Source organism: Rahnella sp. P4_A8, from assembly GCF_056402435.1.
The window spans coordinates 90,929-104,285 of sequence record NZ_JBFUHK010000004.1 but is presented as its reverse complement, the minus strand read 5'-3'; the positions used below and the strand labels follow the sequence as shown (position 1 = coordinate 104,285).

11 protein-coding genes are annotated in these 13,357 nt (G+C 52.9%); 4 read left to right on the top strand and 7 right to left on the bottom strand.

Annotated elements, in window-relative coordinates:
- Window positions 1-128: 128 nt before the first annotated feature.
- Both purK and purE read right to left on the bottom strand, forming a co-directional pair.
- Window positions 129-1,193 carry a 5-(carboxyamino)imidazole ribonucleotide synthase gene (gene purK, locus AC1DUO_RS03815; RefSeq protein WP_119261876.1) on the bottom strand — a complete coding sequence of 355 codons (1,065 nt, stop codon included), beginning with the start codon at window positions 1,191-1,193 and terminating at the stop codon, window positions 129-131.
- A complete protein-coding gene (gene purE / locus AC1DUO_RS03810) occupies window positions 1,190-1,699 on the bottom strand; it encodes a 5-(carboxyamino)imidazole ribonucleotide mutase (protein ID WP_013576579.1) in 510 nt (169 codons plus the stop codon). Before purE ends, purK begins: the two co-directional genes overlap by 4 nt.
- A 180-nt stretch (window positions 1,700-1,879) precedes the next feature.
- Here purE and AC1DUO_RS03805 point away from each other — a divergent pair, with 180 nt between their 5' ends.
- The gene (locus AC1DUO_RS03805) at window positions 1,880-2,512 is read left to right on the top strand and encodes a MiaE family protein (protein WP_119261875.1); all 633 of its coding nucleotides are present in this window, start codon (window positions 1,880-1,882) and stop codon (window positions 2,510-2,512) included.
- A 111-nt stretch (window positions 2,513-2,623) separates the two neighbouring features.
- Here AC1DUO_RS03805 and lpxH read toward each other — a convergent pair whose 3' ends face one another.
- Together lpxH and ppiB are read right to left on the bottom strand one after the other, a co-directional pair.
- Window positions 2,624-3,346 carry a UDP-2,3-diacylglucosamine diphosphatase gene (gene lpxH / locus AC1DUO_RS03800; RefSeq protein WP_119261874.1) on the bottom strand — a complete coding sequence of 241 codons (723 nt, stop codon included), beginning with the start codon at window positions 3,344-3,346 and terminating at the stop codon, window positions 2,624-2,626.
- A gap of 11 nt (window positions 3,347-3,357) precedes the next feature.
- Window positions 3,358-3,852, bottom strand: coding sequence for a peptidylprolyl isomerase B (gene ppiB, locus AC1DUO_RS03795; protein WP_013576575.1), 495 nt, complete (start codon window positions 3,850-3,852; stop codon window positions 3,358-3,360).
- A gap of 227 nt (window positions 3,853-4,079) precedes the next feature.
- Here ppiB and cysS point away from each other — a divergent pair, with 227 nt between their 5' ends.
- Complete coding sequence (cysS, locus tag AC1DUO_RS03790; protein ID WP_013576574.1) at window positions 4,080-5,471, top strand: cysteine--tRNA ligase; 1,392 nt, start codon at window positions 4,080-4,082, stop codon at window positions 5,469-5,471.
- 68 nt (window positions 5,472-5,539) lie between these two features.
- Window positions 5,540-6,412: a DNA-3-methyladenine glycosylase 2 gene (gene alkA, locus AC1DUO_RS03785; protein WP_119261873.1), complete on the top strand. Its 873-nt coding sequence runs from the start codon at window positions 5,540-5,542 to the stop codon at window positions 6,410-6,412.
- Between the two features lie 7 nt (window positions 6,413-6,419).
- Here the strand turns inward: alkA and AC1DUO_RS03780 are convergent, their stop codons facing one another.
- The 3 genes from AC1DUO_RS03780 to AC1DUO_RS03770 form a co-directional block, all read right to left on the bottom strand.
- A complete protein-coding gene (locus AC1DUO_RS03780; protein ID WP_119261872.1) occupies window positions 6,420-8,702 on the bottom strand; it encodes a diguanylate cyclase domain-containing protein in 2,283 nt (760 codons plus the stop codon).
- Window positions 8,703-8,906: 204 nt separating this feature from the next.
- Entirely contained in the window at window positions 8,907-10,346 is a 1,440-nt protein-coding gene (gene mgtE / locus AC1DUO_RS03775; protein ID WP_015690293.1) for a magnesium transporter, read from the bottom strand.
- Window positions 10,347-10,355: 9 nt separating this feature from the next.
- Window positions 10,356-10,574 carry a YfgG family protein gene (locus AC1DUO_RS03770; RefSeq protein ID WP_013576570.1) on the bottom strand — a complete coding sequence of 73 codons (219 nt, stop codon included), beginning with the start codon at window positions 10,572-10,574 and terminating at the stop codon, window positions 10,356-10,358.
- A 513-nt stretch (window positions 10,575-11,087) separates the two neighbouring features.
- Here AC1DUO_RS03770 and AC1DUO_RS03765 point away from each other — a divergent pair.
- On the top strand, window positions 11,088-13,319 hold the full coding sequence (locus AC1DUO_RS03765; protein ID WP_240433003.1) for a sensor domain-containing phosphodiesterase: 2,232 nt from the start codon (window positions 11,088-11,090) through the stop codon (window positions 13,317-13,319).
- Window positions 13,320-13,357 lie beyond the last annotated feature (38 nt).

Below are 13,357 nucleotides of genomic sequence, written 5' to 3'. Positions count from 1 at the left end.
CTGCGAAGGGGGAGGCAGGGAGGGGGTTTTAATGGCTAACTGTTTGTCAAAGCACACTTTAACTATGAGATTTTGACCTTAATACCCCACCCCAACCCTCCCCTTCGCAGGGGAGGGAGCCGATCAAATCAAAGCTTTTCAACTGCCCATTCAATCCCGCTGGCGTATTCTTCCGGCAGCATCGGGACCAGTGCGTTGAGATTGTCTTTCAGCAGGCGGACGCTGGCGTCGTTGAGATTCAGGTGTCCGACTTTACGACCCGGACGCACGTCTTTCTCGTACCAGTGCAGATTGACCAGCGGCAGGCTCAGCCATTTTTCTGACACATCCGTGCCAATCAGATTCACCATCACTGACGGTGTGCTCACCACCGGTTTCGGCAGCGGCAGACCAAGGATGGCGCGCAGATGCATTTCAAACTGACTGTAAGAGGCGCCGTTCTGTGTCCAGTGCCCGCTGTTATGCACACGCGGTGCCAGCTCATTGATCAGCAAACCTTCGCTGACCACGAAACACTCCATTGCCATCACGCCGACATAATTCAGTTCGTTCATGATCGCCGACAGCATGTTTTCTGCCTGCTGTTGCAGGGCGGCATCCGGCTGCGGCAGCACAACACTGGTGCGCAGAATGCCGTCCTGATGCAGGTTATGGGTCAGCGGATAAAACACGGTTTTACCATCGTGACCGCGCGCGCCCACCAGCGAAACTTCACCGGAGAAGTTGATACCCTGCTCAACGATGCATTCGCCATAGCAATCCTGCGGCAGCGTATTTTCTTCACCAGAACGCAGACGCCACTGACCCCGGCCGTCGTACCCGCCGACGCGACGTTTCACAATCGCCAGTTGGCCAAGCCGGGAGAATACCTGCGGCCATTCGGCGGCATCGGCCAGCAATTGCCACGGCGCAGTCGCCAGACCGAGCTGGTCGAGCAACTGTTTTTGCGTCAGGCGATCGGCCAGACGCGGGAAAATGTCGCGGTTAACGAACGCATTGTGCGTCGCCAGTTCGCGGGTCAGTGCCGTTTCCGGCCAGCGTTCGATTTCAGCGGTGATCACGCTTTGCTGATACGGCACGGCTTCCGGTTCAGCATCAAGGCCGACAGGATAGACGGCGATGCCCAGCGGTTCACCGGCCTGACGCAGCATTCGGCCTAACTGGCCGTTTCCGAGTACGCAAACCGGTTTCATGCTTCCTCCCGCGGGTCGGGATTATTCAGCACTTCGTCAGTTTGTGCGGTGCGCCACGCGGCCAGGTTTTTGGCAATCTCAGCATCGTGCAACGCCAGAATCTGTGCCGCCAGCAATGCGGCGTTTGCGGCACCGGCTTTACCGATCGCCAGCGTACCGACCGGAATACCACGCGGCATTTGCACGATGGAATAGAGACTGTCGATGCCACTGAGTGCAGCACTTTGTACCGGCACGCCCAGCACCGGCACCAGCGTTTTCGCCGCCAGCATGCCCGGTAAATGCGCTGCGCCACCGGCACCCGCGATGATCACATCAAAACCGTTAGCGGAAGCCTGCTCAGCGAAAGTAAACAATTTGTCCGGCGTACGGTGAGCGGAGACGATATCGACATGGAAAGGAATATTCAGCGTTGTGAGGACGTCGGCGGCGAACTGCATGGTCGCCCAGTCACTTTTAGACCCCATAACGATGGCGATTTTTGCCGGGGTAACGTTGGATGACATGTCTGTAAAGCTCCTGTGATTCGGAAATAGAAACTGCGAGGGCGCAAATGATAGCACGCTCCGTGAGGGAGGAAAACGGTTGCGTCGCCGGAAAACGGCGCATTTTTGATGAGAAGTTGACGGCAGATTTGTATAATCCAAACCAATATATTAATGATAAACTTCATTGGAAACTGATTTATGACGCAGGCTTTACTGGCACCGATTTATGATTTTCTTCACTGTGAAACACCCGCTCTGTGGGTGGATGTGGCGCTGGAAAATCAGACGGTGATGCTGATCGACCACGCTAACTGTGAAAAGAAGGCGGCGGCCACGGCGATGAGCCTGATGACCAAATATCTGGATCGCACCGAGCTGCTGTTTTGTGCGGCGCGTCTGGCGCGTGAAGAGCTTCATCACTTCGAACAAGTGGTGGAAATCATGCAAAAGCGCAATATTACTTATACCCAGCTTTCCCCCTCGCGCTACGCCAGCGGTATGATCAAACATACCCGTCATCACGATGATCTGAATATTCTGGTCGACCGGCTGATTATCGGGGCGTACATAGAAGCGCGATCCTGTGAGCGTTTTGCCAAAATTGCGCCGCATCTCGACGAAACCTTGTCGCGTTTTTACAACTCATTGCTGCGTTCAGAATCACGGCATTTTGCCGATTATCTGGCGCTGGCGGAGCAATATGCCGGAACGGATATCAGTGAGCGGGTAGAGGAGTTTGGCAGAATTGAAGCGGAACTGATCCTCACGCCGGACGAACAATTCCGCTTCCATTCAGGCGTACCCGTTACCCTTCATACTTCGGGCTGCTGATGCGTTGACTGCACTCATTCACCCCGGTCACTTAGTCAGCTAAGCTCCCAGGGATTCATGAGCTTGTCGCCTTCCAGCAACTCAAATTATTTTGGGTAACTTTGAGGTGACTCAAAACGGGAAGCTGATCAGCTCGACGTTATCGGCGGTGACTTTCACCATCGAGCCTTCTTCGTGCCATGCGCCGAGTACCACGCGGTGGCCGGTTTTATTTTCCAGCGGCACATCGTGAATTGCCGGACGATGGGTGTGACCGTGAATCATCCACTCCACGCCTGCCATCTGCATTTCGCTGACCACCGCCTGCGGGTTCACATCCATAATTTCCAGTGATTTGCCCTGATTCGACGCCTTGCTGTTGGCGCGCATTCTGGCAGCAATGCCCAGTCGCCATTTCAGCGGCAGCATCAGGAACAGTTTCTGGATCAGCGGATTGTGGACTTTTTTGCGGAAGTTCTGATACGCGACATCGTCGGTGCACAGCGTGTCACCGTGCAGGATCAGGACGCGGCGGCCATACAGTTCCAGCACTTTTTTCTCCGGCAGCAACGTCATCAGGCTGTCGCGGGCGAAACGTCTGCCGAGCAGAAAATCGCGGTTGCCGTGAATGAAGAAGCAGGGCACACCTTGCTGGTGTAACTGATTTAGGGCCGCCGAGATTTCAGCGTGAAGCGGCTGCGGATCATCATCGCCAATCCAGGCTTCGAACAGGTCACCGAGAATGTACAGGGCGTCGGCCTGCGGCGCATCTTCACGTAGAAAACGCAGAAAACCGGCAGTGATTGCCGGTTCCTGTGCGCAAAGATGGATATCTGCGATAAAAAACGTGGTCATCCCGACGTTGATTATTCGCTGACTGTGACGCTTTTGATCACAACATCTTCTTTTGGAACGTCCTGGTGCATACCGCTGCGGCCGGTTTTGACGGCTTTGATCGCGTCAACCACGTCCTGACCTTCAACCACTTCTGCGAATACGCAGTAGCCCCAACCCTGTGCGTTTTTGCCACTGTGGTTCAGGAAGTCGTTGTCAGTTACGTTGATGAAGAACTGTGCCGTGGCGGAATGCGGATCGTTGGTACGCGCCATCGCCAGCGTGCCTTTGGTGTTTTTCAGGCCGTTGTCTGCTTCGTTATTGATAGGCGCATCGGTGTTTTTCTGGTTCATGCCTGGCTCAAAACCGCCGCCCTGGATCATGAAACCGTTAATCACACGGTGGAAAATTGTGTTGTCGTAGAAGCCTTTACGGCAATAGTTCAGGAAGTTTTCAACCGTGGCTGGCGCTTTGTCAGCGAAAGTTTTAATGACGATGTCGCCGTGGTTGGTGTGGAAAGTGACCATAATTATCATCCTGCTAATGTTGATGTGTGCTCTTAGTAAGAGCGGCTACTATAGCCTTTTCTTATACCATAACTCAAAAGTTGCCGTCAGCAGCGGCTTTGTGACGACTAAAGCCCGTCCGGCGGCCTTATGCCGTTTCGGTGAAATCATTTTCGTTATATTATACGCGTTAGTGTCGCTTAAACGCGCCAACGTCATTTTCTACGCCCAACACACGGAATAGCCTGATGCTGAAGATTTTTAATACCCTGAGTCGCCAAAAAGAGGAATTCAAGCCAATTCATGCCGGTAAAGTCGGGATGTACGTGTGTGGGATCACTGTTTACGACCTGTGTCATATCGGCCACGGTCGCACCTTTGTGTCTTTCGACGTGGTGTCGCGTTACCTGCGTTACCTCGGTTATGACCTGAAATACGTGCGCAATATCACCGATATCGACGATAAAATCATTAAACGTGCCGCTGAAAATGGCGAAACGTTTATGGCGCTGACCGACCGTATGATCGCCGAGATGCATGCTGATTTTGCTTCACTGAACATTCTGCCGCCGGACTCCGAACCGCGCGCCACGCAGCACATTCACGAAATTATCGATATCGTGCAGAAGCTGATTGACCGTGACCACGCCTATGTCGCGTCGAACGGTGATGTGATGTTCTGGGTGGAAAGTGATCCGGATTACGGACTGTTGTCCCGTCAGGATCTGGATCAGTTACAGGCGGGTGCGCGCGTCGAAGTCGAAGCCAACGTGAAACGCAATCCGATGGATTTCGTACTGTGGAAAATGTCCAAGCCGGGCGAACCGAGCTGGACATCTCCGTGGGGCGAAGGTCGCCCGGGCTGGCATATCGAATGTTCCGCGATGAACTGCAAACAGCTCGGTGCGCATTTCGATATTCACGGCGGCGGTTCTGACCTGATGTTCCCGCACCACGAGAACGAAATTGCGCAGTCAAGCTGTGCCCATGACGGCCCGTATGTGAATACCTGGATGCACTCCGGCATGGTGATGATCGACCGCGAAAAGATGTCCAAATCACTGGATAACTTCTTCACCGTGCGCGATGTGCTGAAATATTATGACGCTGAAAGCGTGCGTTACTTCCTGATGTCGGGTCACTATCGCAGCCAGCTAAACTACAGCGAAGAGAACCTGAAACTGGCGCGTACCTCGATGGAGCGTTTGTACACCGCACTGCGCGGCACTGATGCCGCTGCAACGCCAGCCGGTGGTGAGGCTTTCGTTACGCGCTTCCGTGCGGCTATGGACGATGATTTCAACACACCGGAAGCTTATTCCGTGTTGTTCGATATGGCACGTGACATCAACCGTCTGAAAACGGAAGATCTGTCTGCGGCCAACGGTCTGGCAGCGGAACTGCGGCAACTTGCAGGCGTACTTGGCCTGCTGGAGCAGGATCCGGAGCAGTTCCTGAAATCCGGTGCTCAGGCGGATAACGATGACGAAGTGGCTGAAATCGAAGCGTTGATTAAACAGCGTAACGATGCCCGCGCCAGCAAAGACTGGGGCATGGCGGATAAAGCGCGCGATCGTCTCAATGAAATGGGTATCGTGTTAGAAGACGGCGCGGCAGGGACCACCTGGCGTAGAAAATAGTCTATTCTTTTGTTCTTAATACTGAATTATGGCTCCCAACCGGGGGCCATTTTTATAAGGATCATGCTGTGACAACCCTGTTTCTGACCTATCAGCCTCCGTATGACTGGCAATGGATGACGGCATTTCTCGGCGCGCGTGCATTGCAGGGTGTTGAACAGCAGGATGGCGAATATTACCAGCGTACGCTGGCGGTGATGCACCACGGCGAACGGCTGACCGGCTGGTTGCGGTTGCGTCCGTTGCCTGAGCGAAATGGCGTTGAGCTGGAAGTGTCGGCGTCGCTTTCGCCGGTCACGGAGAACATAGTTGCCCGGGTGCGGCGGTTGCTGGATCTGGACGCGCAACCCACGCTTATCGCCGAGGGGCTGGGGGGACTGGCTGACAATGCGCCGGGATTACGCCTGCCGGGCTGCGTCAACCGTTTTGAACTGATGGTGCGCGCGATCCTCGGGCAACTGGTGAGCGTGAAAATGGCGGCGACACTGGCGACGCGGCTGACTGAAAAATGGGGCGAACCGGTGCGTACGCCGTTTGCCGCGCTGACGCATTTGTTTCCGTCTGCAGCGGCCATCGGGCAGTTAACGGTAGACGATTTACGGGGTATTGGTGTGCAGGCCAAACGTGCAGCGTGTCTGATTAATATTGCGCAGGCAGTGGATGAGGGGCGCTTGCCGCTGGATGACATCACCGATGTGCAGGACGGAATAAAACAGCTGCAGGCGATGCCGGGGATTGGCAACTGGACTGCCAGTTATGTGGCAATGCGCGCCTGGTCTGCGCCTGATATTTTTCTCGGCGGTGACTATCTGATTAAACAGCGTTTTCCGGGCATGACGCCCGCGAAGATAGCCCGCTATGCCGAAGTCTGGAAACCTTGGCGCACCTACGCCACGCTGCATTTGTGGTTCAATAATGAGTGGCAGCCGGGCACGCCGTAGGCGGGGATTAACGTGACACTTCTGTGCCAGACTGATGGTCTTCAGGGGGGATGGCACCGCTGGTATGTGCAGTGGCCGTTTTTTGCGCCGGTTCATATTTATAAACCCGCCCGCGTCCGTTGTGTTTGGCGATGTAGCAGGCCATATCCGCTTGCGCCATGTATTCGCTGCCGGTGATGTTCGCATCGTTTATTTGCGTCATTCCTGCGCTGGCTCCGATCCGGTAGGCATTTCCTTCCCAGATAAATTTGAAATCGTTGATTTTGTCCACCAGATGCTGCAGCGTTGCCAGCCCTTCTTCCTGAGGACAATCAAATAAGATCAGCGCAAATTCATCGCCGCCCAGCCTTGCCAGCCGGTCGCTGTTGCGGATGTTCTCCTGCATCAGTGCGCTGATCTGGCGCAGCAGTTCATCCCCTGCAGCATGTCCTGCGGTGTCGTTAATCGCTTTAAAATGATCCAGATCGATAAACGCCAGACCGTGAGGCTGACGTTGCGTTGCAGTCAGATTCAGCGCTTTTTTCAGGCTCGATTCGAAACTGCCACGATTCGACAACCCGGTGAGTAAATCGTGAGAGGCGCTGTAACTGAGTTTTCGCATCAGTTCGCGGGATTTACTGACGTCCTGTAGCACCAGCACAATGCCAATCGGTTCGTCTTTCAGGGTGCGCAGCGGTGACACTGCCAGCTGAACATCAAACAAAGCCGTGTGATGGCCGTGCAGAACCAGCGAACGCTCAACGGAAGAGTGCAGATTTTCATTGATATCAAACTGCAAAAGATCGTCGATAAGCGGCCCTCCCGCTCCTTTGCTGATGCGCACGATGCGGCCTACCGGTTGCCCCTGCGCCTGCTGTTCTTTCCAGCCAGTCATTTTCTCTGCGACCGGATTCATGAAAGTGATATTCATATTCCGGTCGGTGGAGATCACCGCTTCATTGATCGAATTCAGCGTGATATGCAGCAGCTCTTTTTCTTCATGCAGCGCTTCCGAAAGGCGCTTGTTAGTCATTTCGGTGTGTTTAAGCTCGTTGATATCTTCAATCTGAGAAATGAAATACATCGGATTATGGTGTTCATCACGTACCAGAGATACGGCGAGGAATGCCCAGATAACTTCTCCGCTGCGGCGCAGATAACGTTTCTCCAGGGTGTAACTCTGGATGTCATCGTTCAGCAATTGCTGCAACAGCGCCAGGTCTTTGCCCAGATCTTCATGATAGGTAATTTCCTGGAACGTCAGGGTGGTCAGATATTCCGCCTCATAACCCAGCAGATGACACAGGGCTTTGTTCACCTGCAGCAGCTTGCCTTCCGGTGATACCAGCGTCATGCCAATTGCGGAATATTCCATGGCGTTTCGGAAGCGATTTTCACTTTGCGTGATGTGAGATTTTTCAGTACGCAACGCATGCATTGCCATCGCCATGGCATTCGCAGGCATCAGAATCAATAGCAGCGGCAGGAAAATCAATCCCTGAGGGAGCTGATCCGCCAGGTGCGGCTGAACGGAAATAATGCCGCTGGTATGCAGTAACGCAATCATCAGTGTCATCGAGAGGAAAATGATGAACGATTCCATACGGGGTAAACGGATGGCGGCCGATAACAGCGGAATGGTGATAAAGGCGAAAGTGTAAGGCAGCCATTTCAGGGCCAGAAAACCGGCCGCCAGCGTCAGGATCAACGTCAGAAGCAGTCCGAAAAGACGCGGCGAGGTGATCAGTTTAACCAGGTAGCCGCGATGGTAGATAAGCCCCAGCGGCGTGAGCGCGAGGATCGCCACGGCTTCTGACATAAACCAGGTGGTAAAGCGACTTTGTAATTCTGCCGGAGAATGAACATGCAGAATAAACAACAGCATGATTAACGCGCTGACCAGCGGGCAGAAGATCACCGCGACGAAAAGGAATTTCATCCAGGAACTCAGCCCCGAAAGCGGATCCTGCGCCGGCAATATTCTGCGCAATAAATCCGCACACAGAGAAGCCTCAATAAGGTTGTTGAGCAGATAAGGCAGATAGCGAAAGAAGGGCGTACCGAGGATCGTATGTGATGCCGCGATGCCCAGTGCGGCGGCGCACAGCAGCGGGATCCAGTCGCGATAGCGATGGTGGAATAAAACAGGGATCAGCAATGCTGTCGGTAGCCACAATCCGGCGAGGCTGGACGACTTCTGAATGATACTCAAACAGGCAAAGGCCAGCAGGCAGGTTGAGATGCCTAAAAGTAAGCAGGATGTCCAGTTTGCCCGATTAGCCCCAGTTGAGGGCGGCTTGCTATTTTCCACGGTGAAAACCTTTTTCTGGCTGACGGAGCGTTGCAGGCAGTCGCAGTGATACTTATTGATTAATGTTATCAATGCACTACCGCAGGGCGAACTGCGGCAGGGGTTAATGAGTACCGGAAAATCAGCGCTAATGATTAATATAAATTCTACATTACGCTGTAATAGATAACGAATTTTCCGGCCAGAAAGCCGGAATTCATTTTGTTAAAGCAGGAAAATGGTGGCAAGGCCGAGGAAAATGAAGAATCCGCCAGTGTCTGTCAGCGCGGTAATCATCACACTGGATCCGACCGCAGGGTCGCGGCCCAGGCGTACCATGGTGAGGGGGATGACGACACCCATCAGCGCGGCCAGCAGTAAATTTAGCACCATCGCCAGCGTCATCACCGCGCCCATCTCCCAGTTGCCATAGAGCAGCCAGGTGACAATCCCCATTAATCCGCCCCAGACGAGGCCGTTGATCAGCGCCACGCCCAGCTCCCTGAACATCAGGAATTTCAGATTGCCGAGCTGAACATGGTGCAGCGCCAGCCCGCGGACAATCATGGTGATGGTCTGATTGCCGGTATTTCCGCCGATACCGGCGACAATGGGCATCAGCGCGGCCAGCGCAACGAGCTGCGAAATCGTGTGTTCAAACAGGCCGATCACACGGGAAGCCACAAACGCCGTACACAGATTGATGGCCAGCCACGCCCAGCGGTTACGCACGGCTTTGGTTACCGGCGAGAAAACATCTTCTTCAGGGCTTAAGCCACCCATGCGGCGTAAGTTACTGTCGGTGTCGTTATTGACGAAATCGACGATTTCTTCCACCGTCAGGCGGCCCATCAGTTTACCTTTTTTATCCACGACGGCTGCGGTGATCAGGTCATAACGTTCGAACGCGCTGGCGGCGTCTTCGGCTTTGTCCTCCGGTTCAAAACTGGTGAGATCGGTGATCATCACGTCGGAAACCAGCGTATGCGGCGCGTTCAATAAAATCGTGGTCAGCGGCAATTCGCCAAGCAGCGTATTTTTCCGGTCAGTAATAAAGACTTTATCGGTTGCCTGCGGAATTGACTTACGTGAGCGGAGAAAGCGCTGAACGGTGCCCAGTGAGACATCCGGGCGAACGGTCAGCAACTCGAAATCCATGATACGGCCAACGCATTCTTTGCTGAATTTCATCACTTCGCGGACTTTCTCTCGCTGGCGGGGATCCAGTGAGGTCAGTACGCGGCCAATCAGGTCGCGGGGCAGATACTCCGCCAGATAAACCTGATCGTCCACATCCAGCAGTGACATGGTTTTGAGCAAATCCTTATCGCTCATTTCTTCGATCAGACTGTCCCAGACGGTTTCTGAGACTTCCACCAGCGCTTTACCGCGTGCAGCGGGTTCGACCAGCCGCCATAACGCCAGACGCTCACGGATCGGCAGTGCTTCCAGTACGTCCGCAACGTCCGCCGCGTGAAGACTTTGTACCCGCGAGGTCAGCTCGGCGGTGTTGTCCATCAGTTGTGCGCGGGTGACGTCATCAACATCAGGTTCCTCGCCCAGAATACTGTCGGCGAGGTCATCGGTGTTCAGAAGGAGATCGAGGATCCTGCTGCGGCTTTCAGCCAGTTTCTGGCCGTAATTCTTTGGTTTTCCACCAGACATTTGTGATCCTTAGTCCTTTGAGTAACGACAGGTTTTCAGCGTGCCGGTACAGGTTTTTGCCGGAGTCTGTTCCTGTAACTCCACAGTTTGCGTATCGGTCCGGGTTTGTTTTTGATTCTGATGATGTGAATACGCACCGATAGCGGAGTAGACCAGACGCCCGAACAAAATAATGAAGCTTATCGCTAAAACGATTTTCGTCATTCTGATGTTGGTTTTTCGAGACATAATTTAATCGCTTAAGTAAATCGTTGCTCCGGTGAAGGAATGAAGGTGTGCAAATGATAACGTTTACAATATATAACACATCTAAACAGGCAGCCAGATAATCGGATTAAGGGCAAACGCGCGGTTTAAAGGGGTATAAATCCATCAAACCTAAGACTTTTCGTTCTCCTTAAGAAGGATCGCATGAAATTGCCAAAAAAATTTTATTTCATGCATCACGCGATGAATTTGTCTGAGATGAATTTTTGTCAAATCACAAAGATTGTGTTTATTGATATGCATCAAGGGATTTAAGATAAGTCACATTAGAATCCAGCCATATTTTAAAATTTATATCCCGGCCTCCGCTGTATTCTTTTTTCTTCTGCGTTTTTTCTGTGAGATGACGTTTTTACAACGATAATTGAGGACGGAACCTGTGGCCATCGTCATCGGACTGTCTGTCTGATGTCTATTACACCCTGAACCCTTCACTGCAGCATGAAGTTCATGCGCAAAACTTAGATGGACTTGATGCGTAAAAAATTTTCCTGGCAAGACATGCGCCATAAATGGTGGGGCCTTCCTGCGATTTTTGCTCTGGTGCTGATCCCGGTGACCTCGTGGCTTTCTCCGATGATTTCCCTGCCGGATGGCCGTACTTATCTCATTTATATGCCGATGGCGACCTGCGTCGCGTTGCTGATGGTATTTGACTGGGCCGCATTGCCGGGCATCGTCCTGACGCTTTTCCTGCGCTATTACCTGCGGATTGGCTTCGAGATGGGGATGCTGATGACGGTGATTTATTTCGCCGCGCTGTCTCTGGCCTGGCTGGGCTATCGCTGGCAGGCGGGAAGTCGCTGGTCCGCACCGCTCGGTCTGATGAATCTGGCGAAAGCCCGGGTAGGCTGGTTGCTGATTTTCCTGACATTATTCTTAGTCATCGTGCTGCAAATTGTGATTGAAAGCGGATTGCTGCCCGATTATCTCGGCATGGCGACGCGGGACTTTTTCACGCTCAGGACCCTGGTCAATTTACAGGGGATGGTCCTTGGTATTCTGCTTAACTCGCATGTGATTTATCTGGTGATACGCATTATCCGCAAGCCGCATTATTTACGTGTGGTCTGCACGAGGTTGCGTCAGGAAATGGCACCAGGCGTGAAGTTTGCTGAGATTATGCTGTGGTTTGCGGTTCTGGGGGTCATGGTCACGTTGTTGTGCCTGCCGGGGCTGAGTGAACCGTTCATGAAGATTTTACTCAGCGATTACACGCTGACGCTACTGTTTCCGGTATTGCTGTTTGGAGCCTGGCGCTACGGTTATTACTTTATCAGTATCGTCTGGACCGTCACCCTGACTGTGTTATTTGAATTTTATCAGGGGTTTATCTCCGAACACGGCTTTGTTCATAATCTGGTGTTCGTGTCCGCCCTGATGTTGGTCTATACGATGACGTTGTTGCTGATGGCGGCCATCGCCTCACGTCAGCGTCTGCTGATGAAAAAATCCAGCGCCGCCGCATTGCAGGATCCGGTGTTTGGTCTGCCAAACCTGCGTGCCTTCAACCGCGATCTGGCGAGCTATCCGCGTTCCATGCTGTGTTTTATCCGTGTTTCCGACATGGACGTGCTGAGCCGTAACTACGGCATGCAGTTGCGTATCCAGTTTAAACAACAACTGGCCCACGGGCTGAAGCCTTATCTGCAACCGGGTGAGCGGGTTTATCATTTACCGGGTTATGATCTGGTCTTGCGGCTTAACTGCGAATATTCGGATAAAAAATTGCAGAATTTGCATGACTATCTGGAAGATTTCCGCCTGATCTGGAACGGCTTGCCGCTGCATCCCAATATAGGCTTATCGTACTGTACCGTGTATTCGCCAGTGGAACATCTGCCGATTTTGCTGGGCGAACTGAGCGGTATTGCTGAAGTTTCCCTGACCACCGGGCAGCCGGAATCCAATAAAAACGACCACAGTCAGGTACAACTGGAGATCAGAGAAAAAGTCGACATGCTGCATAAAATTCAGCGGGCACTGGATGACGATCGCTTTGTGCTGATGGCGCAACCGATCTTCGGGGTGCGTGGCGACAGTTATCATGAAATCCTGCTGCGTCTGTCTGACAGCGCAGAAGGAACGCTGATCACACCGGATAAATTCCTGCCGGTGGTGCATGAGTTCGGTTTGTCGTATCAGCTGGATATGTGGGTGCTGAAACATACACTGATGTTTATTAATCAGAACCGTGTTCGTTTGCCGAGTCTGCGCTTTGCGGTGAATTTCACGCCCTCGACGCTGTGCCGCCCGACCTTTAGCCGCGATTTTAAAACGCTGATGCTGGAATATGAGGTAGAACCGTTCCAGATCGTGCTGGAAGTGACCGAATCCCATCTGCTGCAGAACATGAAATATGCCGACCTGGCGATGCGGGAATTGCGTTCCTACGGTTGCCGCATTGCGATTGATGACTTCGGTACGGGCTACGCCAGTTACGGTCGTCTGAAGGCTATTCAGGCCGATATCCTGAAAATTGACGGCAGCTTCGTGCGCAATATGCTCACTGATTCGCTGGACGCCTACATTGTGCAGTCAATCTGTCAGGTGGCGCGCATGAAGCATCTGTCGATTGTGGCGGAGTATGTGGAAACTGAAGAACAGAAAATCGCGTTGCACGAGCTGGGTGTGGATTACATGCAGGGTTATCTGGTGGGTAAACCGCAACCGTTAAACAAACTACTGGAATTCCCGAACGTCTGACATTGAGCGATGTCCGGAAAGAAAAAGCCCTCTGCGCA

Excerpts from the sequence above, each read along its gene's own strand:
- purK (WP_119261876.1), bottom strand. The coding sequence starts at position 1,193 with ATGAAACCGGTTTGCGTACTCGGAAACGGCCAGTTAGGCCGAATGCTG.
- purE (WP_013576579.1), bottom strand. The coding sequence starts at position 1,699 with ATGTCATCCAACGTTACCCCGGCAAAAATCGCCATCGTTATGGGGTCT.
- AC1DUO_RS03805 (WP_119261875.1), top strand. The coding sequence starts at position 1,880 with ATGACGCAGGCTTTACTGGCACCGATTTATGATTTTCTTCACTGTGAA.
- lpxH (WP_119261874.1), bottom strand. The coding sequence starts at position 3,346 with ATGACCACGTTTTTTATCGCAGATATCCATCTTTGCGCACAGGAACCG.
- ppiB (WP_013576575.1), bottom strand. The coding sequence starts at position 3,852 with ATGGTCACTTTCCACACCAACCACGGCGACATCGTCATTAAAACTTTC.
- cysS (WP_013576574.1), top strand. The coding sequence starts at position 4,080 with ATGCTGAAGATTTTTAATACCCTGAGTCGCCAAAAAGAGGAATTCAAG.
- mgtE (WP_015690293.1), bottom strand. The coding sequence starts at position 10,346 with ATGTCTGGTGGAAAACCAAAGAATTACGGCCAGAAACTGGCTGAAAGC.
- AC1DUO_RS03770 (WP_013576570.1), bottom strand. The coding sequence starts at position 10,574 with ATGTCTCGAAAAACCAACATCAGAATGACGAAAATCGTTTTAGCGATA.
- AC1DUO_RS03765 (WP_240433003.1), top strand. The coding sequence starts at position 11,088 with ATGCGTAAAAAATTTTCCTGGCAAGACATGCGCCATAAATGGTGGGGC.